We start from the raw sequence: 20,200 nt of genomic DNA, 5'->3' as shown, positions 1-20,200 counted from the left end.
CGGACCACATCTTTCAAAAACTCTACCTTGTGAATGATTCGGATCGTCCTTTCGCCACTGCAACTTTTAGATTTCAAAAATCAAGCTTTCGAAATTGGGGCACGGCTGAAATTTTGATACGTCTGGGTCAGCGGTCGAGCGTGCTGAAATAACGGTTCGCCTCAATGCTGCGACATATCGCATCAAACGGGAAAAGCCGAACTCGATCTACCCCGTCGAAGAATCGTCCGCGACAAATGTCGCACCCGCCGAACTCCCCTATTGACGCCCTGGCCGCGCTAGCGGCGAACGAGGCCGTCCACAGACGGCCCGCCGGGCAACAGCGCGATCGTCGCGAGAGGCTGCTATTTCCAGCCGTGAAGTCTGGCCAGAATCGCGAGAGGGTCGTTCTCGCCATCGTCGCGCTGCTTCTGACGGGTGAGATACTGCCCCCGCGGCGAGACGCCGGGCAGTCGCGGGATCAGGTCCTCGCCGAAAAACGCGCTTGATGGTTTCCACGCTGGGCTGCTCACGTCACTGGCATCGTGGATCGCACCCCAATAGTCGTGCTTCATACGCGCGATCACCGGCGCACCCGCTTGCAGCAGTCTGGCCAGCGTGCCGTCGCGCTCCCAGCGCTGGCGTCGGGTTCGAAGCGATCGCGGGTTACCGAAGACCGCTGGCAGGGATTCCAAGGAGCAGTTGCAGGCGGCGGCAAAGAAAAACGCAGAGACGAAACGCCGGTCGTCCTGCCGCGGCTTGCCGGGTCCGTTGTGGCGTGGCAGGTGCGCCGCAATCTTCCGCCATTCGCGCGCGGTTGTCATGGGGTTCATGGCGACCTCGGTCGGTACGAGGCTATTCTAGCCCATTTGAATGGATAAGGAAGTGTGCGCGCGACTGCGGGGCCGTTCCGGTCTGTTGGGGTGGGATGTTTCAGAGGCCCCCCCTGGGGCTTCGTTTACGGGCCCACTCGATCGGAATGACGTTCTCGCTCCGAAACCAGCGGGGACCATTGCGCCCTGTGCGCATCTCGCCTGTCCTGGCAAGTCGATCTTCTTCACAGATTGAGAACCGTCTCAAGAACGTCTCGTCGTCCTCATCCTCATCCGTCTCGGGTCTATGCCGTATCAACTCCAAGACCTCATTGATCGGTTCCTTTCCTATAATGGATATGAGAAGTAGTAAGAGAGAGAAGATAAAGAAGGGGACCGGGTACGCACTGCCGCGTAGGTAGGTACGCACTGCCGCGTAGGTAACATATGCAAACTCGCGTAGGTTTCTCACAGATGCAGCAGCGTCACCATCGGCGACTTTCCGCGTTCTCTGGTCACCTGGATCAACCCGGCAGCTTCAAGCTTGTGCAGGGCCCGCCGCTTGGCGTCATGGCTTACGCCGCGGGTAGCCAGCCTCTCATTGGGCAGCTTGAAGGTGGCGTTGTGTTCCCTCCAGGACAGGTGCAATAGCCAGATCCACACCATGGCCTGCGGCGTCCGGGTGGCTGCCGCAGCCTGCTCGGCCCACCACAGCGGCACCTGGACAAACGTATCCCGCTTCCTGGCTCTGCTAGGCATCGGCTCGCTCCCGCTGTTGCCGGTATTGTGCAAGCAGGCCGAGCACGTCCTGCCAGATCTTCTCGCCGCGCTTGTCGGTGTAGCGGCCGGGATAGCGCACGATGGTGGCATCGGTTCTGAGCTCGTGCCCGCCGCCAAGCATCACACGCGAGGCCCGACGCATGATCTCCTGCATCAATGCGACGTCGGCCTCGATGTGCTCGATCGGCGCCTCGATCAGCGCGGCGTCGTGGATCGGTCCGCATAGCCGAATGCCGCGTCGGTGCGCCCAGACGCAGGCCAGCCGCAGAATGTCGGCGCCGGTCGACTGCACCGGCCAGTTGCCGATCGAGCGCGCATTGAACTCGGTGATGCCGGTGCGACAGGTCCAGCCGGAAGCTGTACGCATGACGCCCGTGTCGAGCGCGCGTGCGGTCCAGTCGTCAACCCATTGCCAATAAGCATTGAACAGGCCACGATGCTGGCTGAGCATTTCGTGGGCAACGAAGGTCGACAGCCCCAACCGCATTGCTAGGGTCTCGGTCTGCATGCCGTATTGCGCGCCAAGGCAGCCAATCTTATAGCGCTCGTGCACATGGGCATGCGTCTTCTTGGTGGCCTCGAGGGGGGCCTCGTCGAAGCGCTTGGCAAATTCCAGGTATGGGCTGCCGGACGCATAAAGCTCCAGCATCGGCTCGCACTTCGACAGCGCCGCGGCAATCTGAAACTCCATCGAGCTCCAGTCGATATAGGCGATCGCGCGTCCTCGCTCAGGCTTGATCAGCGACCGCAGCCACACCGCCGGAGAGAAGATCCATTGCGCGGCTTTCGGCTGGGTACGGGAGGTCTTTGATGCGAACGGCCATAGCACGGTCCGATTCCGACCGTCGGCCCCCACGGCAAGCTTGATCTTTCGCATCTTGTCGCGGGCGTAGCGCAATTGCCGCAGCGCCTCGAGCTCTGGCCATGCTTTGGCCATGCCGTCGAAGGTCCTACGCCGCAGGTTGAGCTTGCCGGAAACCTCGTCGCGCGGCCAGTCGATGCCGGCACGCTCGAGATAGTCCTCGAACCCGGCAACGTTGAAATGCCAGTCGTCGTCCTGGCCTTTCACGTAGACACCGTACTGGGCGTCGATCTTCGGCACCAGCGCATCGCGGGCGAAGGCCCAGACCGCCTTGTCCTGCAACTGCGAAAATATCTCCATGTCAATCGGAACGCCGCGATGTTCCATCGCCGCCGACACCGCGGCGAATTCGCCCCAGTGAAGCGCGACGTCGAGCTCAACACCGGACAACAGCTTCATCATCAATTGCTCCAGCGCCGCGACGTCGGACATGCAGTAGTCGAGCACCTGGATCTGCTCGTCGTGGCTAAACGGATGGCCCTGCAAGATTCGATTCCGCATGGCGTCCTTGCGCCGGCCGCCGATCGTGCTCAAGCCAAAATGGCTCAACGCGCCGACCAACCCCTTGCCTTCGGCAGGCGGGGTGAGGCCGTTGAGGTAGGCGCGGAAGATCGGATAGAGATCAAGAATGTTGCGCGGCAGCGGCCAGCCGAGTGTCAGGTGGCAAAGGCACTCGGCGTTGGCGACGAAACAGATGAAGAGCGTGTCAGAGCCGACCGAGTAAGGCGGCAGCGGCCCCAATGCGTTGGATTGCTCATCTCGCCAGAGCCGGAACGTCTGCCCGGTGCGAAGTTCCTTCGCGCACAGGCAGAGCACGTCCGGAGGTTCGCCAGACTTCGAGACGTACTCGAAGTCGGCGAGCCAGATCTCCTTGAACGGAAGCTCAGTCGCGATCACGGGCGGCCCACTTCTTGAACAGCGGGTGCTCGACACTGTCGACCAGGCGGTTCTTGTCGCGGAACGCCAGGCGGAAGGTCTTGGCATGGCTCAGCGCCGGCCAGATTGGCTCGGCGAAGCGGCCGTCAGGCGCCTCGAAGACCTTGTAGGTCTTGTTCTCCTGATCGGTGTAGAGCCTCACCCATCTCTCGACGCCGTCGAGTAAACCGATCTCCTTGGTGCGCGCGTACTCGTTGTCAGTCGCTGCGTTGACCGGAATAATCTTGACCCCGCCACGCGGTGTCACCGTCAGATACAGCGTATGATCGGTGACGTTGATGCCGATGCCGGCGAGCGCCACCGTCATGTCAGTATCGACCGCGAAGAATTGCTTCTCCATCCCCACTTCGACGTCCACCAAGGGGACCGTTGGCCTGAATTCGGGGTGCGTCCTGAAGAACTCGTTCTTGCCGGGGATCTTGCCGACGCCGATCGCCACGATGCCGGCAGCGCTGGCACCTTTGACGCCGGGAAGATCCCGCCGCAACTTGGCGAATTCGGCTTCGTCGTCGTCGAGCATTTGCTCGGTAACGGGGTTGCCCTGGACCTGCTCGGAATCCTCCACGGCATGCAGTTCAAGTTTGGTCTGTTTCTTCTCGGTCATTCCGCAATCTCCCATTGCTGGGCCGGCGCGTCGGGGAACAGCGCGCCGCCGGCCGGCCTGACGTGCGCGCTGGCAATGACGAGGGAAGCGATTTCGGGGGATACGGCGCGGCCACCGCTCAAGGTCCAGAGAGCGCGGCCGTTGAATTGCAGTTGCAGAGACTGGCCGGTCCGCATCGCCGCAAGCACGGCATGAACGCGGGCTGCGCGGCGATCGAGCTCCGTGGGGTTGCAGATGTTGCGCATGAGCCGGCTCCGGTGGAGCGGCCGGCCTTGCACGGGGACGCGGTTGTCAATATTTTGCCGGGTGCCTTACGTCCTGCGAAATACTGGCGGCCGCCTCGTGCGAAGGGGCGGCCGTTGTTATTTTGCGATGGTGTTTTCCGTCTCGGTGGTGTCCTGCTTGGGCCGGCGGCGGGATGCCTCGTACGCCTCAAGCTCGTCTTCGTAGAAATATTCGGTGCCGAGAACGACGACCCCGGCCGGGAACCCGGGCTGCTTGCGCATGCGGTAGTGCGTCATTCTGCTGGTGGTGGGGTAGCGGTCGCGAAGCCGCACGAGCTGACGATCCGACATGGTCATGGCGCTCCCTGATCGAGGTCGAGCGCAATGGTGCGACGGGTCGCTACGTGTTGTCGTCCGCTCTAGTTCGACCGGCGAATTAGACCGGACAAGGAAATCAACTACTTAGAACGCTGGCCTTGCGGTCCGCCCAGATTTTTTCGACCCAGCTCTCGTCAAGGCCCAATTCCTGCGCGACCAGCAGACAAGCCGAAATCGGGCCAGATGCCGCGCCGCGATGCTCAGGGTTGCGATACTGGGGAAGGCCGAAATCGGTGATCACGACCTTCACCGCCACCGCGATGGCTTGGTGTTTCAGCCCCGTATCCTTTGGGCTCGATCCGCTCTTTGCTTTGGGCGGCCCATCGATGAAGTGTTCCCAGACAAACTCATGAAGGGATTGCGTAACCGTCATGCCGGCGCGGCTGGCACCACGCGCATGCTTGCGGAGAATTTCCAGCGCATCCTTGTCACCCTCGCGAGCGAGGGCGACCAACGTATCGACCTCCGCGACCTCCATGCGCGCGCGATAATATTTCCGGCTGAATTCCTTTGAGAACAGCTCAGGGGCTTTGCGCACCATCCGACGCACAGCGTCTCGGGCACGCGCTTCTGTATCTGCGTTCCTCGGGCGTTTCGGCATGGGCCAAATATAGCCAGGAAATACGATGTTAGCCGGGCGTTAGCTTGGCGCTTAGCGTAGTTGCCATAGGTACCTGATAATGCTAGGAAAAATGCCGCTTGACAGGATTAGCGAAGCGTAATCCGCCACTTTCGCCGCGCGCGAGAAAAGGTGGGTTACGCCCAGCGGACTGCGCTTCGCGCAGCCGCGAGGCTAACCCACCCTACACCTTTTACTTCTTCACCAGCGGGCACTCGCTGTCCTTGAGCGGCTTGGCTGCATCTTCCGCCGGAATGGTCGCGACCAGCTTGTAATAGTCCCATGGTCCCTTCGACTCTTCCGGCTTCTTCACCTCGAACAGATAGGCCGGAATGATGCGGCGGCCATCCTCGCGCAGCGGGCCTTTGCCGAACAGCGGATCGTCGGTTGGGATTTCCTTCATCTTGGCGACGACCTTGGCGCCGTCATGCGGATTGCCGCCGAGTGCTTCGAGCGCCTTCAGATAATGCAGCACGGCGGCATAATTGCCGGCCTGGGTCATCGACGGCATCGCCTTGTTGGTGGCCTTTTCCTGGAAACGCTTGGACCAGGCGCGGGTGCCATCGTTCAGGTCCCAGTAGAAGGATTCGGTGAAGGTCAGGCCGTGTGCGGTCTTGAGACCAAGCGAGTGCACGTCGTTGATGAACAGCAGAAGTGCGGCGAGCTTCTGGCCGCGTTCGACGATGCCGAACTCGGCCGCCTGCTTGATCGAGTTGGTGGTGTCGCCGCCGGCATTCGCGAGCCCGACGATCTTCGCCTTCGAGTTCTGCGCCTGGAGCAGGAAGGACGAGAAATCCGACGTATTGAGCGGATGCTTGACACCACCCAGCACCTTGCCGCCGGTCGCGGTGACGACCGCGCTGGTGTCACGTTCGAGCGCAGCACCGAAGGCGTAGTCGGCGGTCAGGAAGAACCAGGTGTCGCCGCCCGCCTTGGTCAGCGCCTTGCCGGTGCCGGTGGCGAGCATGTAAGTGTCGTAGCTGTAGGAGATGGTGTTGGCGTTGCAGGCCTTGCCGGTGAGGTCGGCGCTGGCGCCGCCATTGTTGAGCAGGATCGCGTTCTTTTCCTTGACGAGGTTGCTGACGGCCAGCGCCACGCCGGAGTTCGGCGTGTCGGCGATCGCATCGACCTTCTGGGTGTCGATCCACTGCCGTGCGATGTTGACGCCGACGTCCGGCTTGTTCTGGTGATCGCCGCTGAGAACCTCGATCTTCCAACCCTTCGCCAGCAGGCCGGAATCCTCGACCGCCATCTTGACCGCCATCACAGCGTTGGGGCCGCCGATGTCGGCGTACAGGCTTGACATGTCGTTGAGCACGCCGATCGTGGCGGTTTTATCTTGGGCGTAGGCGGATGTGGCAAAACCGAAGGCGGCACAGGCGAGAAAGGCCGCAGAGCGGCGCGCAAACGTCGTCGTCATAAAAGGTTTCCTCCATTGTCAATTATGCGGACGGCTCTCTTGGATGGAGCCTTGGTCCGGCGGATTCCGTAGCCTGTCCCGCGGCCGGCGGCAATGCGCCTAAAGCCGGATGACGCTGCGTCGTAGCGTCATCCTGCGGTTAACTTTTGGGCAATGAGGAGCGCCTGCTACTTAAGCGCGTCCGAGGTCAGCTTGAACTTCTGGATGCGCTTTCCGGTGTCGACCTCGGCGGTATAGACGTTACCCTTGGCATCCACCGCCATCGCGTGCACCCAGTGGAATTGCCCGGCATTGCGGCCGTTGCGGCCAAAACTGCCGACCACGCTGCCGTCGTCGCGCTTGACGATCCGGATCTCGTTGTTCTCTCCGTCGGCGCTGAGCAGCCAGGTCTGCTTCGGGTCAGGCCAGATCGCGATGTCCCACACCGCGCCGTTGCCAAGTGTGTTCCTCTCGAAGAAGAACTCCTTCACGAAGGTGCCGTCCTTTTTGAAAACCTGGATGCGGTCGTTGATGCGATCACAGACATAGACCAGCCCATCATTGGCAATCTTCACGCAGTGAACGGGATTGCCGAATTGCTGGGCCACCGGGGCTTTGGGATCGTAGGCCGTCTGCTTGTCATCGGTCGGCTTGTTGCCGTAAGCGCCCCAGTGCCGCTTGTAGGCCAGCGTGCTCGCGTCGAATACGATGACACGATGGTTGCCATAGCCGTCGGCGACATAGATCTCGTTCGCCTCCTTGTCGATAGCGGTCTCGGCGGGCTTGCCGAGCTGGGTCGTGTCATTGCTGCCGAGACTCGGCGCGATTTTGCCGATCTGCGCCACGAACTTTCCGTCGAGTGTGAATTTCAGGATGGCGTTGTCGTTGTCGGCATTGCCGCCGACCCAGACGAAGCCGCGCTCGTCCACTTCGATGCCGTGCTCGCGGCCGACCCATTCATAGCCTTCGCCCGGACCGCCCCAGGAGCGCAGCAGATTGCCGTCGGTATCGAATTCGAGGACAGGCGGCGCCGAGACGCAGCACTTCGAGCGCGGCGGGCTGAGGCTCGCGCCTTTCTCGTCGTCGGTGAGCGAGCGCGGACGGTGGATCACCCAGATGTGCCCTTGCCAGTCGACGGTGATGCCGCTGACCTGGCCGAGGATCCAGTTGTTCGGCAGCGGCTTTGGCCAGGACGGGTCCACGGCGAAGGTCGGGACGTCGCCCGCCTGCGCCGGCACAGGCAGGCCGATGAGAGTGGCGGACATCATGCAAGCGGAGATCAATCCGCACAGTCTGAGGCGCACGCGAGCGAGCGTCGGTGTCATGAGAACCTCCGTCATTTCTTGCTTATTTGAGTGCGTCCGAGGTCAGCTTGAATTTCTGGATGCGCTTGCCCTCGACCTCGCCGGTATAGACGTTGCCCTTGGCGTCAACCGCCATGGCGTGGAGCAGGGCGAACTGCCCGGCATTGCGGCCGTTATGGCCGAAGCTGCCGACCACGCTGCCGTCCTCGCGCTTGATGACGCGGATCTCGTTGTTGGTGCCGTCGGCGTTCAGCAGGTAGGTCTGCTTTGCATCGGGCCAGAGCGCGAGATCGAACACCGCGCCGTCACCGCGGCTGTCCTTTTCATAGATCCATTCCTTGACGAAGGTGCCGTCCTTCCTGAACACCTCGATGCGGTTCTGGCTGCGATCGCAGACATAGACCAGTCCGTCATTGGCGATCTTGATGCAGTGGACGGGATTGCCGAACTGCTCCTGCGCGGCGGCGCTCGGATCGAAAGGTGGCTGCTTGTCGTCGTTCGGGGTCTTGCCGTGACCGCCCCAATGCCGCTTGTAGGCGAGCGTGGTGGCGTCGAACACGATGACGCGGCGGTTGCCATAGCCGTCGGCGATGTAGAGTTCGTTCGCGTCCTTGTCGATCGCGATCTCGGCGGGCCGGCCGAGCTGTGTCGTGTCGTTGCTGTTGGTGCGCGGCGCAATCTTGCCGATCTGGCCGAGATATTTTCCGTCGAGCGTGAATTTCAGGATCGCGCTGTCATTGTCGGCGTTGCCGCCAACCCAGACGAAGCCGCGCTCGTCGACCTCGATGCCATGCTCGCGGCCGACCCATTCATAGCCGTCGCCGGGCCCGCCCCAGGATCGCAACAGATTGCCGTCGACGTCGAATTCCAGCACCGGCGGCGCCGGCATGCAGCATTTGGCCCGCGGCGGGGTGAGGCTCGCTGCCTTCTCGCCATCGATCAGCGAGCGCGGACGGTGGATCACCCAGATGTGGCCCTGCCAGTCCACAGTGATCCCGCCGATCTGGCCGATGATCCAGTTGTTCGGGAGCTGTTTCGGCCAGGAGGCGTCGACCGCAAAGGTCGGAACATCGCCCGCTGTGGCCACGCCCGGAAGCGCGAATGCGATGGCTGCAATGAGGATGGAGAAAGCGTGCGAGATACGTGCGGCCGCACGGTTGAAGCCTGCGCGATCATGCCATAGCGCCATGGCAACCTCCCTTTTTTGGCTTGCGGCTTGCTGCCGCTTGAGCACGGGCAGTCAATCGCGGGGAGGCGCTTGAGTCAATCAGGCCGGCGAGCGGAAGCTCATCAGGCTGCGCGTCTTGTAGTCGTAGAACTTGCCGGTCTCGGTCCAGTCGGGCGCGCACATCGGGACGATGAATTCGGCGACCTGCTCGGGCGTTTCCAGCGTCGCCGGATCCTCGCCCGGCATCAGGGTGGCGCGCATGCGGGTGCGGATCGGGCCCGGATTGAACAGGTTGACCCGCAACTTCGTGTTCGCGGTTTCCTGCGCCCAGGCGCGTGCCAGCGTCTCCAGCGCGGCCTTGGAGGCGGCGTAGGGGCTGACATAGGCGGTGGCCTTGTTGGCGGCGCCCGAGGTGATGAACACGGCCCGGCCGGCGTCGGACTGCTTCAGCAGCGGCTCCATGCAGCGGATCAGCTGGAAGTTCGCCGAGACGTTGACGGCCATCACGTCGTTGAAGGTCTTCAGCTCGATATGGCCGACCGGCGAGGAGGGGCCGAGCACACCGGCATTGCCGACGAGGATGTCGAGCTTGCCGTAGCGTTCATGCAGGCCAGCGCCGAGCCGCGCGATCCCGTCGGAATCGGTGAGGTTGAGCGGCACCAGCGTGGCGCTCCCGCCCTCTTTCTGGATCTCGTCGTCGAGCTCCTCGAGCCCTCCCTGCGTGCGCGCGGTGGCAACGATATGCGCCCCCGCTTTTGCCAACGCGAGTGCCGTGGCGAAGCCGATGCCACGCGAGGCGCCGGTAACGAGAGCGATGCGGTTGGCGAGGGGTTTTGTCATCGAACAGCTTTATCCAGCGTCGTCCTGGCGAAAGCCAGGATCCATACGCTGTGACTTTTATGGCTTGGGAAGATGGTTGTCACACCTTCTTCGCACCAAAGCGGCCTGTGGTTATGGGCCCCGGCCCCCCGTGCGCAATTGCGCACCAGGCCGGGACGACGGGCTCAGCTCGCCTCCGCCAGCAACGATAGCTGCCGCGGCTGCGGCTCGGTCTGGGTCTGGTCGGTGAGGTGGGTCGGATAGGCGCCGGTGAAGCAGTGATCCGAGAATCTCGGATTCGCGGGGTCGCGGCCGGGTTCGCCCATGGCGCGGTACATGCCGTCGATCGACAGGAAGGCGAGCGAATCCGCGCCGATGATCTCGCGCATCTCTTCGAGCGAATGCGTCGCCGCCAGGAGGCCGCCACGGTCGGGCAGATCGATGCCGTAATAGTCGGGATAAAGGATCGGCGGCGAAGCGAGACGGAAGTGCACTTCCTTCGCACCGGCATCGCGCATCATGCGCACGATCTTTTTCGAGGTGGTGCCGCGCACCAGCGAATCGTCGATCAGGATGATGCGCTTGCCTTCGATCGCGGCGCGGTTGGCCGAATGCTTCATGCGTACGCCGGACTCGCGGATCGCCTGCGTCGGCTGGATGAAGGTGCGGCCGACATAATGGTTGCGGATGATGCCGAGCTCGAACGGCACGCCGGAATGCTGGCTGTAGCCGACCGCGGCGGGCACGCCGGAATCCGGCACCGGCACCACGACGTCGACCGGCACATGGCTCTCCTTGGCGAGCTGTGCGCCAAAAGCCTTGCGCACCTCGTAGACCGAGCGGCCATGGACGATGGAATCCGGACGGGAGAAATAGATGTACTCGAAGATGCAGGGCCGCGGCGCGATCGGGGGGAACGGTTTGTGGACGTCCTGGCCGTTCTCGTCGAACACGATGACTTCGCCGGGCTCGATGTCGCGCACGAAGCGTGCGCCGATGATGTCGAGCGCGCAGGTCTCCGACGTCAGGATCGGGCAGCCGTCGAGATCGCCGAGCACCAGCGGGCGGATGCCGCGCGGATCGCGCGCGCCGACCAGCTTCTTGTTGGTCAGCGAGACCAGCGCATAGGCGCCTTCGATCTCGCGCAGCGCGTCGATATAGCGCTCGATGAAGCGGGCGCGCCTGGAGCGTGCCACCAGGTGCAGGATCACCTCGGTGTCGGTCGTCGACTGCATCATCGCGCCGTTCCGCACGAGTTCGCGGCGCAGCGTCAGGCCGTTGGTGAGGTTGCCGTTGTGAGCGACCGCGAGGCCGCCGGCGTTCAGCTCGGCGAACAGCGGCTGCACGTTGCGCAGGATGGTCGCGCCGGTGGTGGAATAGCGGACGTGGCCGACCGCCATGTTGCCGGGCAGGCGGTCGATCACTTCGCGGCGGGAGAAGGTGTCGCCGACGAGGCCGAGGCGGCGTTCGCTGTGAAAGCGGCTGCCGTCATAGGAGACGATGCCGGCGGCCTCCTGGCCGCGATGCTGAAGGGCGTGGAGGCCGAGCGCCGTGAGGGCGGCCGCTTCCGGGTGTCCGTAGATGCCGAAGACGCCGCATTCCTCACGCAGCGTATCTCCCTCCAGGTCCTCCTGAAGCTCTAGCGCGGCCGGGCCGTGATCGAGATCAAGTTGGGCGTCCTGGTCAGGGTGTCGCATCTCGTCCGCGCCTCTCTGTTGGCTCAATCAACCTTGGCTCAATCAACGCGCCGCAGGCTTCTCGATCAGCTTCTTAAGGCTGTCACGAGCCGGTTTACTGTATCCGTCGCCAGTGCCCGAAGGCTGCTGCTCCGTATCAGCTTGATCATCATCTGGTTTGTTTTTCTTGAATCTCTTCAAGATGGTGTTTTCGGGGTCATCCGGCAAGAGCGCCATCAGCCAATCTCCGGTTCCCTGGAGCACCACGCGGGATTTGGCCCCCGTGACCCAGTCCGGGCGCTGTTTGTCCGGCACCAGCCAGGTGAAGAACAGGAAGGCGACCACGACGATCAAAAGGCCGCGAGCCAGCCCAAACAGGAAGCCGAGGGTGCGGTCCAGCGCGCCGATCCGCGAATCCAGGATCATGTCGGAGATTCGGACCGTAATGATGGAGACCACGACCAGGGTACCGACGAAGACGCCGGCGACCACGACCACGCTCGCGACCGTGTCGTTGTTGAAATAGGTCTTGGCGGTCGGCAGCAGCTTGGAGAAGGAGTACAGCGTCACGATCGCCGCCGTGCCCCAGGCTGCGATCGACAGGATTTCGCGCATGAAGCCGCGGACCATGGCAAGCAGGCCCGAAATCAGCATCACACCGAGCAGGATCAGGTCGAGGAGTGTTACTGGCATCGGCTGGTCTGGTCCGCTCGTACTCTCGGGGGTGCTCAGCGAATCGGTGTTTGGCCGCCGCCCTAACTGAGGGGCAGACGGCGCTCCCGGCAAGGCCGCAACCACGCAATCCCATGCTGCTTTTGTGACGGCTGTATAGCGGCGGGGGCGGCAAACGTCACCTCCACCTAACCCTCTCCACGGCGGAATCTTGCCGGTGTGGCATTTTTCTCTGCCGGGGCGCTCTGTTCGCCGCGGCGGGAGCCACGAGCGGCGATCTCGGCGACCAGCGTCGTCAGGCTGTTGACCGCGTTGAGCGACAGCCCGGCGTCGCCGCCGGCATCGCCCCGGGCCGATTCGGGCAGCACGGCGCGGTGAAAGCCGAGTTTTGCCGCTTCCTTCAGCCGGGCCGGGGTCTGCGCCACCGGGCGGACCACGCCGGAGAGCGAAATCTCGCCGAAATAGACCGCATCGGTGGGCAACTGCGCATTAACCAGAGATGACACGAGTGCCGCAGCGGCGGCGAGGTCCGCCGCCGGCTCGTGGATACGCAGGCCACCTGCGACGTTCAGATAGACGTCGTGACCAGAGAGCTTGACCCCGCAATGGGCCTCCAGCACCGCCAGCACCATGGAGAGGCGACTCGGGTCCCAGCCGACCACGGCCCGGCGCGGGGTGCCGAGCGAGGTCGGCGCCACCAGTGCCTGCAATTCGACCAGGAGGGGCCGGGTTCCCTCGATTCCCGCAAAGACGGCGGTACCAGGCGTGCCCAGATCGCGCTCTGACAGGAACAGTTCTGACGGGTTGGTGACCTCGCGCAGGCCGAGTCCGGTCATTTCGAACACGCCAATCTCGTCGGTCGGGCCGAAGCGGTTTTTGACGGCGCGCAGGATGCGGAATTGCTGCGAGCCTTCGCCCTCGAAGGACATCACGGCATCGACCATGTGCTCGACCACACGGGGGCCGGCGATCTGACCGTCCTTGGTGACGTGACCAACCAGGATGATGGCCGCACCGGTCTTCTTGGCAAACCGAATCAGCGCCTGCGCCGAGGCACGCACCTGCGTCACCGTGCCGGGAGCGGATTCCACCGTGTCGGTCCACATGGTCTGGATCGAGTCGATTACGATGAGCCGGGGGACGGCGCCCTCCGACAGCGTCGAGACGATGTCCTCGACCGAGGTCTCGGCGGCGAGCTGCACAGGCGCATCCGACAGCCCGAGTCGCTCGGCGCGCAAGCGCACCTGGGCGATGGCCTCTTCGCCGGAGATATAGACGATGCGATGGCCCGCGCGCGCCATCAGGCTCGTTGCCTGCGTCAATAGCGTCGACTTGCCGATGCCGGGATCGCCGCCGACCAGCAGCACCGAGCCGCGCACGAAGCCGCCCCCGGTGACGCGGTCGAGCTCGGTCATGCCCGAGGACAGCCGCGGCGCGTCCTGGGTTTTTCCCGACAGGCTCTCCAGCGCAAACGTCCGGCCCTTGCGCTTGGAGCGGATCGAGACCGGCACACTGCCGGTCGCGTCCTCCTCGGCAAGCGTATTCCACTCGCCGCAGGATTCGCACTTGCCCTGCCAGCGGTTATAGGCCGCGCCGCAGTTCTGGCAGACGAAGGACAGTGCGTTCTTGGCCATGGGGACAGGTGAGTCGAGGATCTCTGATGCGCTGATAGCACGAAACGGTAGGCCGTGACCGCGATCACCAGCGCACCAAATATCGCAATTCGTCGCGGCCGATACACCCTTTGTTAGCTCTACGCCGCCGCGTCGGACCGGGCTTTGCCAAATATTAGCGGACGCCGGTCCAGTTTCGGAACCAAGACGGGATGGCGAAAAGAATGACGGCATTTCTGCGGATATTGCTCGTTGTGGGCATGGCCTGCGGCGTTCTCGCGCCGATCGGTCGGGCCGTTGCGGCCGACGCAAAACCCCTCAACATCGTCTTCGTGAACCCGGGCAAGACCGGTGAGGTCTACTGGGACATGGTCGCGCAGACCATGCAGGCCGCTGGGCGCAAGCTCAATGTCAATGTCGAGGTGCTGACCAGCGAGCGCAATTACCGCACCATGCAGGAGCTCGGCCTCAGCGTGGTCGCACGTTCCGACAAGCCCGACTTCCTCATTCTGTCGAACGAGGAGTCTGCCGCCGTTCCGATCCTGGACGCGGCCAACGCCGCGGGCGTCAGGACGCTCCTATTGTCGAACACGCTGATCGGCGAGGATTCGGTGCGTCTCGGACCGCCGCGCCGGACGCTCAAGACCTGGCTCGGAGACATCACCACCGATCTGACGACCGCGGGCGCGCGGATGGCGAATGCGCTGATCGGCGCGGCGCGCGACGAAAAATGGCAGAGCCCCGACGGCAAGATCCACTTGCTCGGAATCGGCGGCGACGAAATCACGCCGGCCTCGATCGCGCGCAATGCCGGGCTTCAGCTCGCGGTGGCAGCAGCTCCCGACGTGGTGCTGGACCGGATGCTGTTCGCCAACTGGACACAGTCGGAGGCCGAGCAGGTCGCTGCCAATTATCTGAGCTGGGCGCAGCGCAAGGGCATCCGTCCCGCCGGGATTTGGGCCGGCAACGATCCAATGGCGCTCGGCGCACTCAAGGCCGTCGCGGCCGCGGGCCTTTCGCCCGGCCAGAATATCCAGGTGGTCGGCCTCAACTGGTCGGAGGACGCGCTGCGCGAGATCAAGGCGGGGCGCCTGCTTTTGACCGATGGCGGTCACTTCCTGCTCGGCGGCTGGTCGATCGTTCTGTTGCGCGATTATGCCGACGGTTGCGACTTCGCGGCTGCTTCGCCGCATGTCGAGGTCAAGACGTCGGCGATCACGCGCGACAATCTCGCGTCGGTCGGTGCGCTGATCAGGACCCGGGCCTTTGACCGGATCGACTTCACGCGGTTCAGGGCAAAGCCGGGCCGTTGCGGTCAGTACGACTTCTCCGTGGACGCGCTGATCTCGTCCCTGTCGCCTACAGGCGCCGCCGGTGAATGATGCGGGATAGTGACAGGATGAAAGATCCGGCAAAGCCCGCGGCATCGCGCTCCGTGGTCCGCGCGATGATCTGGGCCACGGTGCCCGTGCTCCTGCTGGTGCAACTGCTCGCCTCGGCCGGCGTCGAGGTCTCGAGCTTCTGGTCGCAGATCAGGCAGCTCGATGCCCGCATTGCGCGCGTCGCCGAGAGCCGCGCCGAACTGATTGCCGAGCCGCTCTGGAAGATGCGCTATGAGCAGGTCACGGGTGTGCTCAACGAGATCATGCACGACGAGACCATCGCGGCTGCGGCCGTCTATGATGACACCGGCGTTGTGATTGCCCGGGTGGTGGCGCGCCCCGGGGTGCAGGCCGTCACGGAGGTCTCGCGTCCGATCAACTACAGCAATGGCAACCTTGCGGTTCAGGCCGGCCGCATCGCGATCGCCTATTCCTACGCGACGCTCTACGCCGACACTGGCAGCCGGCTGGCGCTGCTGCTCGTCGTCGGTCTGCTCGGAACGCTTGCGACTGTGATCGCGATGCGGATATCGGCCAACATCTTCATCGGCAAGCCGCTGACCGCGATGATGTCGGCAATCCAGCGCAGTGAGCGGGACGGCCGCGCCTATCCGGCCGAGATCAAATCGACGAACGAATTCGGCCAGCTCGCGCACGCCTTCAACGCGATGCAGCACACGACGACAGGCGCGCTCGACCGGCTCGGCCACATGGCTTCGCACGATCCGCTCACGGGACTGCCCAACCGCCGCTCGCTGTCCGAGCGCCTGGTGACCTTGAGCGGTGATGCCGGCTCGCCGGACGCCCTGATCGCCTTCTGCTTCATCGATCTCGACGATTTCAAGGGCATCAACGATACCTTTGGTCACGATGCCGGCGACAAGTTCCTGGTTCATATTTCCGAGCAGCTTCGTGGCACGGTCGAACTGGAAGATTGGGTCGCGCGGCTCGGCGGCGACGAGTTCGTGGTCATTCGCCCGGAGGTCAGCAATGAGGAGGCCGCGCAGGCCTTCGCGCGGCAATTGCTGGAGGCCATTTCCGAGCCGATCGTCCTGCATGACAAGCAGGTCGTGCCGCGCGCCAGCATCGGACTTGCCGTGCGCCGCGCCGGTGATCCCGAGCTGTCGCATTTGCCTGCGCTTGCCGACATCGCGCTCTATCACGCCAAGAGCAAGGCACCGGGCACCGTCGCGGTGCTGGATGAGGCACTCCAGCACGACTATCGCCGCCGCAGGGATCTCGAGCTCGCGATACCGACGGGCTTCGCCGAGCGGCAATTCGAGGTCTGGTATCAGAGCCAGGTCGATCTCGAGACCCACGACGTCGTCGGCCTCGAGGCGCTCATTCGCTGGCGCCATCCCGAGCATGGCGTGATCGGTCCCGGCGAGTTCCTGCCGCTGATCGAGCGCAGCGGCAACAATGCGCGGCTGACGCGCTATGTGCTGACCGATGCCTGCCGCGCGCTGCAACGGCTGGCCGCCGCGGGCAGGCCGCAGATCCGGATCGCAATCAACTTGCCGCCGTCCGAGCTCGCTGACCATTCGCTTGCCGCCGACCTGCGTGAGACCTGTGAGTGCTTCGGCGTCGCGGCCTCGTCGCTCGAGCTCGAGATCACCGAAGGATCGCTGATCAACAACATCGCCAGCGCATCCGAGACACTGCGCCGGCTGCGGCGCCTGGGCGCCACGATTGCGCTCGACGATTTCGGTACCGGCTACAGCTCGCTCGCCCATCTGCGCCGCTTTCCGCTCGACAAAGTCAAGATCGACAAGGCGTTCATCCGCGAGATCCCGGAAAGTGCCGAGGACAAGGCGATCGTTGGCGTCATCGCCTCGCTCGCGGGCACGCTCGGGCTCACTTTGGTTGCGGAAGGCATCGAACGCGCCGAGCAGGGGCAGGCCATGCGTGAGATGGGTGTGAGGCTCGGTCAGGGCTTCCTGTACCACAGGCCGCAGCCGCTCGATGCCGTGCTGCGAGGGCTTGCGGAAGCTGGCGGCAACGAGGATCGCGTGCTCGCGACCAGCCCGTCGATCGCGCCGGAATTCGCCGCCTGAGCGGTGTGACTACGGCTGCGTCGCGTTCCAGAGCATCGAGAGCCCGGCCGCGATCATGATCGCATCCATCACCACGCGGAACATCTCAGGCTTCAGGCGCAGCACGAAGCGTTTTGCGATGAAGGCGCCGGCCATCAGTGACGAGCCCGCGACCAGGCCCTTGATGAAGACATCCTGCGTCAGCGCGCCGAAGCGTTCGAACGTCACGGACTTTGCGAAGTAGAGGCCAAGCGAGGAGGCGGCTTCGGTCGCAAGAAACGCGCCCCTGCTCAGGCCGTAAAACAGGAACAGCGGCACGCTGAGCGGACCCGTCGAGACCACGATTCCGGTGAGATAGCCGACGACGGCGCCGCCGATCGCCAGATGCCAGAGATTGGCCTTCAACTCGTGCCGCGCCAGCCAGTGCCGCACCGGCACCATCGCGATCAGAAAAATGCCGATGGCAAGATCGACCGCGTGCGATGGCAGCGCCAGCAGCGTCCGCGCGCCGAGAACGGCGGCCGGAACACCCGTGACCGAATAGGCCGCGCAGGCCCGCCAGTCGACCTCGCGCCACCAGGCCAGAATCCGCGAAAAATTCGCCATGACCGAGGCCACGGCCATGATCGGCACAGCCTCCTTCGGCCCATAGGCATAGACCAGCACCGGCATCAGCATGATCGACGATCCCGTGCCGACGATGCCTGAGATGGTGCCGGCGACGAGGCCGACGGCGAGGACGAAGAGAAAGGCCAAGTTGCTCTCCACGAATCGGGAGAGTTTAGCCGCAGCCGGCGATGCGGGCGATCCGTGTTAAGCGAGGGAACCGATCGCTCAGCGCATGCCGGGCCGGCTGTCAGCCTTGCTCGTCCATGACGCGAAGCTTTTCCACGCGGCGACGGAAATCCTCGTCGGTGGAGAATTCGGCAGCGAGATAGGACGAGACGAGATCCGCGGCGAGCCACGCGCCGACGATCTGCGCGCCGATGCACATGACGTTGACGTCGTCATGCTCGACACTCTGATGCGCCGAATGTACGTCATGGCAGACCGCGGCGCGGATGCCCTTCATCTTGTTGGCGGCGATCGAGGCGCCGACGCCGGTGCCGCAGACCATGATGCCGCGTGCGGCCTCGCCCGAGGTCACCTTCTGCGCCACGGCGCGCGCGATATCGGGGAAGTCCACCGGCTTGTCGTCATGGGAGCCGACGTCAATGATGTCGTGGCCAAGCTTGCGGATATGGTCGATGACGGTCTGCTTGAGCGGCCAGCCGGCGTGGTCGGATCCGATGACGAGACGCATGTGATGTCCTTCTTGAATTTGCATTGGCCGTGACAGCCGCAAGCGGCTGTCACGGTTTTTGGTGATCTCAGCTGCGCATGTCGGGCGGCAGGTCCACCCCGTGGAACTTCTTGTAGATGGCGTTGAGCTTGCCGTTCTTGACGTTCTCAGCGATCCAGGCGTTGAGCTTGTCCATCAGGCGCTGCTCGCCCTTCTTCAGGCCGATGGCGAGGTCGAAGGTGGCAAGCGGGATCTTGGACTCGAAGATGCGGCCTGGGTTCTTGACGCCGATCTGGTTGATGATCGTCGCCGAGGTACCGACGCAATCGACCTGGCCGGAGACGGCGGCCGTCACTTCAGTGGCGTCGTCGTCATAGCGGGCGATCTTGAGGTCCTTGTCCTTCATGTTGGACAGGGTGGTATCTTGCGTGGTGCCGCGCGAGACGCCGATGGACCTGTCCTTCAAGTCTGACCAGTCCTTGATGTTCAGCGACTTCAGGCAGCCGATGTCCGATTGCAGCGTCGCGTAGCGCTTGGTGAAGTCGATCACCTTGGCGCGCTCGGCCGTGACCGAGAGCGTCGAGACGATGATGTCGGCCTTGCCGGTCAGGACGTTGGGGATGCGGGTCGCGCCCGTGGTCTGGATGAATTCGAGCTCGAGTCCCCAATCCTTGGCAAGCAGCTGGGCCACTTCGACGTCGGAGCCGGTCGGCTTCATGCTGGAATCCATCATGCCCGATGGCGGAATGGCGACGTCCGTCGAAATACGGATCTTCTTGGCCTGCATGATGTCGTCGAGCAGATCGGCCGAAGCCGGTGTGGCCGCCATCATGACGAGGCCGCATAGCGCGGCGGCAGCTCCCAGCAATGTCCTGTTTGTCATCCTTGGTTCTCCTCTCCTGTTATGATTTTAAGTTTCCCGTGCCCACGAATTGCGTGAGCTCAGGCGTCGTGGGCGACGTCAGGATCGAGGCAGGCCCGGTCTCGTGAACCTTGCCGCGATGCATGAAGACGATCCGGTCGGCGATGCCTTTGGCAAAGCCCATCTCATGTGTAACCATCACCATGGTCATGCCGTCGGCGGCCAGTTGCTCGATCACCTTCAGCACTTCAGCGGTGAGTTCGGGGTCGAGCGCCGAGGTGACCTCGTCGAACAGCATGACCTTCGGCTGCATCGCGAGCGAGCGCGCGATCGCGGCACGCTGCTGCTGGCCGCCCGAGAGCTGCTCGGGATAGGCGTGCAGCTTCTCCTCCAGCCCAACCTGCGCCAGCACCTTGCCCGCCAGCTCCCTGGCTTGCGACGCCGTCATGCCCTTCACCGCGCAGGGGGCCAGCGTGATGTTCTGCTCGATCGTCAGGTGGGGAAACAGATTGTAGCTCTGGAACACGATGCCGACGTCCTGGCGTAGCGCGCGCAGATCGACGTCGGGCCGGTCGACACGATGCCCGCAGACCACGATCTCGCCGCCATCGACCTTCTCGAAGCGGTCGATGCAGCGCAGCGCCGTACTCTTGCCGGAGCCGGAGCGGCCGATCAGCGCCAGCACCTCGCCGCGCTCGACGGCGAAGCTGACGCCATCGAGGACTCTCAGCGGGCCAAAGCTCTTCTGCACGTCGCGGAGCGACACGATGGGCTCGGAGGAGGGGGTCGTTTGCAT

20 protein-coding genes are annotated in these 20,200 nt (G+C 63.7%); 2 read left to right on the top strand and 18 right to left on the bottom strand.

The window, feature by feature from the left end; translation table 11 throughout:
* Positions 1-344: 344 nt before the first annotated feature.
* From ACPPVR_RS25500 to radA, 14 genes are all read right to left on the bottom strand, one after another.
* The gene (locus tag ACPPVR_RS25500; protein ID WP_426609323.1) at positions 345-803 is read right to left on the bottom strand and encodes a transposase; all 459 of its coding nucleotides are present in this window, start codon (positions 801-803) and stop codon (positions 345-347) included.
* A 456-nt stretch (positions 804-1,259) separates the two neighbouring features.
* Positions 1,260-1,550: a hypothetical protein gene (locus ACPPVR_RS25495; protein ID WP_426609322.1), complete on the bottom strand. Its 291-nt coding sequence runs from the start codon at positions 1,548-1,550 to the stop codon at positions 1,260-1,262.
* Positions 1,543-3,330 carry a DNA polymerase gene (locus ACPPVR_RS25490; protein WP_426609321.1) on the bottom strand — a complete coding sequence of 596 codons (1,788 nt, stop codon included), beginning with the start codon at positions 3,328-3,330 and terminating at the stop codon, positions 1,543-1,545. The genes ACPPVR_RS25495 and ACPPVR_RS25490 overlap by 8 nt, the downstream gene beginning before the upstream one ends.
* Positions 3,317-3,973: a hypothetical protein gene (locus tag ACPPVR_RS25485; RefSeq protein ID WP_426609320.1), complete on the bottom strand. Its 657-nt coding sequence runs from the start codon at positions 3,971-3,973 to the stop codon at positions 3,317-3,319. Before ACPPVR_RS25485 ends, ACPPVR_RS25490 begins: the two co-directional genes overlap by 14 nt.
* On the bottom strand, positions 3,970-4,218 hold the full coding sequence (locus tag ACPPVR_RS25480; RefSeq protein ID WP_426609319.1) for a hypothetical protein: 249 nt from the start codon (positions 4,216-4,218) through the stop codon (positions 3,970-3,972). The genes ACPPVR_RS25485 and ACPPVR_RS25480 overlap by 4 nt, the downstream gene beginning before the upstream one ends.
* Positions 4,219-4,335: 117 nt before the next feature.
* Positions 4,336-4,554: a helix-turn-helix transcriptional regulator gene (locus ACPPVR_RS25475; RefSeq protein WP_426609318.1), complete on the bottom strand. Its 219-nt coding sequence runs from the start codon at positions 4,552-4,554 to the stop codon at positions 4,336-4,338.
* Positions 4,555-4,651: 97 nt separating this feature from the next.
* Positions 4,652-5,116 carry a hypothetical protein gene (locus ACPPVR_RS25470; protein WP_426609317.1) on the bottom strand — a complete coding sequence of 155 codons (465 nt, stop codon included), beginning with the start codon at positions 5,114-5,116 and terminating at the stop codon, positions 4,652-4,654.
* 271 nt (positions 5,117-5,387) lie between these two features.
* Positions 5,388-6,614, bottom strand: coding sequence for an ABC transporter substrate-binding protein (locus ACPPVR_RS25465; protein ID WP_426609316.1), 1,227 nt, complete (start codon positions 6,612-6,614; stop codon positions 5,388-5,390).
* Positions 6,615-6,781: 167 nt separating this feature from the next.
* Positions 6,782-7,861 (bottom strand): hypothetical protein, encoded by a 1,080-nt coding sequence (locus ACPPVR_RS25460; RefSeq protein WP_426616183.1) that lies wholly within the window; start codon positions 7,859-7,861, stop codon positions 6,782-6,784.
* A 79-nt stretch (positions 7,862-7,940) separates the two neighbouring features.
* Positions 7,941-9,086: a hypothetical protein gene (locus ACPPVR_RS25455; RefSeq protein ID WP_426609315.1), complete on the bottom strand. Its 1,146-nt coding sequence runs from the start codon at positions 9,084-9,086 to the stop codon at positions 7,941-7,943.
* 78 nt (positions 9,087-9,164) lie between these two features.
* Complete coding sequence (locus ACPPVR_RS25450; protein WP_426609314.1) at positions 9,165-9,905, bottom strand: SDR family NAD(P)-dependent oxidoreductase; 741 nt, start codon at positions 9,903-9,905, stop codon at positions 9,165-9,167.
* Between the two features lie 164 nt (positions 9,906-10,069).
* Entirely contained in the window at positions 10,070-11,581 is a 1,512-nt protein-coding gene (gene purF, locus ACPPVR_RS25445) for an amidophosphoribosyltransferase (RefSeq protein ID WP_426609313.1), read from the bottom strand.
* Between the two features lie 42 nt (positions 11,582-11,623).
* Positions 11,624-12,253 carry a CvpA family protein gene (locus ACPPVR_RS25440; RefSeq protein WP_426609312.1) on the bottom strand — a complete coding sequence of 210 codons (630 nt, stop codon included), beginning with the start codon at positions 12,251-12,253 and terminating at the stop codon, positions 11,624-11,626.
* Positions 12,254-12,420: 167 nt separating this feature from the next.
* The gene (gene radA, locus ACPPVR_RS25435; RefSeq protein WP_426609311.1) at positions 12,421-13,866 is read right to left on the bottom strand and encodes a DNA repair protein RadA; all 1,446 of its coding nucleotides are present in this window, start codon (positions 13,864-13,866) and stop codon (positions 12,421-12,423) included.
* Positions 13,867-14,069: 203 nt separating this feature from the next.
* Between radA and ACPPVR_RS25430 the strand changes: the two genes are divergently transcribed.
* Positions 14,070-15,227, top strand: coding sequence for an ABC transporter substrate-binding protein (locus ACPPVR_RS25430; RefSeq protein WP_426609310.1), 1,158 nt, complete (start codon positions 14,070-14,072; stop codon positions 15,225-15,227).
* Positions 15,227-17,281, top strand: coding sequence for a putative bifunctional diguanylate cyclase/phosphodiesterase (locus tag ACPPVR_RS25425; protein WP_426616182.1), 2,055 nt, complete (start codon positions 15,227-15,229; stop codon positions 17,279-17,281). The genes ACPPVR_RS25430 and ACPPVR_RS25425 overlap by 1 nt, the downstream gene beginning before the upstream one ends.
* 9 nt (positions 17,282-17,290) lie before the next feature.
* On the opposite strand, the gene ACPPVR_RS25420 is transcribed toward ACPPVR_RS25425, so the two are convergent.
* From ACPPVR_RS25420 to ACPPVR_RS25405, 4 genes are all read right to left on the bottom strand, one after another.
* Positions 17,291-18,016: a sulfite exporter TauE/SafE family protein gene (locus tag ACPPVR_RS25420; protein WP_426609309.1), complete on the bottom strand. Its 726-nt coding sequence runs from the start codon at positions 18,014-18,016 to the stop codon at positions 17,291-17,293.
* Positions 18,017-18,116: 100 nt separating this feature from the next.
* On the bottom strand, positions 18,117-18,563 hold the full coding sequence (gene rpiB, locus ACPPVR_RS25415; RefSeq protein WP_426609308.1) for a ribose 5-phosphate isomerase B: 447 nt from the start codon (positions 18,561-18,563) through the stop codon (positions 18,117-18,119).
* 67 nt (positions 18,564-18,630) lie between these two features.
* Positions 18,631-19,425 carry a transporter substrate-binding domain-containing protein gene (locus ACPPVR_RS25410; RefSeq protein ID WP_426609307.1) on the bottom strand — a complete coding sequence of 265 codons (795 nt, stop codon included), beginning with the start codon at positions 19,423-19,425 and terminating at the stop codon, positions 18,631-18,633.
* A gap of 19 nt (positions 19,426-19,444) precedes the next feature.
* Complete coding sequence (locus ACPPVR_RS25405; protein ID WP_426609306.1) at positions 19,445-20,200, bottom strand: amino acid ABC transporter ATP-binding protein; 756 nt, start codon at positions 20,198-20,200, stop codon at positions 19,445-19,447.

The organism is Bradyrhizobium sp. McL0616 (assembly GCF_049993385.1).
Taxonomy (GTDB): Bacteria; Pseudomonadota; Alphaproteobacteria; order Rhizobiales; family Xanthobacteraceae; genus Bradyrhizobium.
This window is presented reverse-complemented; position numbering and strand designations above follow the sequence as displayed.

Excerpts from the sequence above, each read along its gene's own strand:
- ACPPVR_RS25425 (WP_426616182.1), top strand. The coding sequence starts at position 15,227 with ATGCGGGATAGTGACAGGATGAAAGATCCGGCAAAGCCCGCGGCATCG.
- ACPPVR_RS25450 (WP_426609314.1), bottom strand. The coding sequence starts at position 9,905 with ATGACAAAACCCCTCGCCAACCGCATCGCTCTCGTTACCGGCGCCTCG.
- ACPPVR_RS25465 (WP_426609316.1), bottom strand. The coding sequence starts at position 6,614 with ATGACGACGACGTTTGCGCGCCGCTCTGCGGCCTTTCTCGCCTGTGCC.
- purF (WP_426609313.1), bottom strand. The coding sequence starts at position 11,581 with ATGCGACACCCTGACCAGGACGCCCAACTTGATCTCGATCACGGCCCG.
- ACPPVR_RS25470 (WP_426609317.1), bottom strand. The coding sequence starts at position 5,116 with ATGGTGCGCAAAGCCCCTGAGCTGTTCTCAAAGGAATTCAGCCGGAAA.
- ACPPVR_RS25460 (WP_426616183.1), bottom strand. The coding sequence starts at position 7,861 with ATGATGTCCGCCACTCTCATCGGCCTGCCTGTGCCGGCGCAGGCGGGC.
- ACPPVR_RS25485 (WP_426609320.1), bottom strand. The coding sequence starts at position 3,973 with ATGACCGAGAAGAAACAGACCAAACTTGAACTGCATGCCGTGGAGGAT.
- ACPPVR_RS25480 (WP_426609319.1), bottom strand. The coding sequence starts at position 4,218 with ATGCGCAACATCTGCAACCCCACGGAGCTCGATCGCCGCGCAGCCCGC.
- ACPPVR_RS25410 (WP_426609307.1), bottom strand. The coding sequence starts at position 19,425 with ATGACAAACAGGACATTGCTGGGAGCTGCCGCCGCGCTATGCGGCCTC.
- radA (WP_426609311.1), bottom strand. The coding sequence starts at position 13,866 with ATGGCCAAGAACGCACTGTCCTTCGTCTGCCAGAACTGCGGCGCGGCC.
- ACPPVR_RS25500 (WP_426609323.1), bottom strand. The coding sequence starts at position 803 with ATGACAACCGCGCGCGAATGGCGGAAGATTGCGGCGCACCTGCCACGC.
- ACPPVR_RS25440 (WP_426609312.1), bottom strand. The coding sequence starts at position 12,253 with ATGCCAGTAACACTCCTCGACCTGATCCTGCTCGGTGTGATGCTGATT.
- ACPPVR_RS25475 (WP_426609318.1), bottom strand. The coding sequence starts at position 4,554 with ATGACCATGTCGGATCGTCAGCTCGTGCGGCTTCGCGACCGCTACCCC.
- rpiB (WP_426609308.1), bottom strand. The coding sequence starts at position 18,563 with ATGCGTCTCGTCATCGGATCCGACCACGCCGGCTGGCCGCTCAAGCAG.
- ACPPVR_RS25495 (WP_426609322.1), bottom strand. The coding sequence starts at position 1,550 with ATGCCTAGCAGAGCCAGGAAGCGGGATACGTTTGTCCAGGTGCCGCTG.
- ACPPVR_RS25405 (WP_426609306.1), bottom strand. The coding sequence starts at position 20,200 with ATGCAAACGACCCCCTCCTCCGAGCCCATCGTGTCGCTCCGCGACGTG.
- ACPPVR_RS25455 (WP_426609315.1), bottom strand. The coding sequence starts at position 9,086 with ATGGCGCTATGGCATGATCGCGCAGGCTTCAACCGTGCGGCCGCACGT.
- ACPPVR_RS25430 (WP_426609310.1), top strand. The coding sequence starts at position 14,070 with ATGACGGCATTTCTGCGGATATTGCTCGTTGTGGGCATGGCCTGCGGC.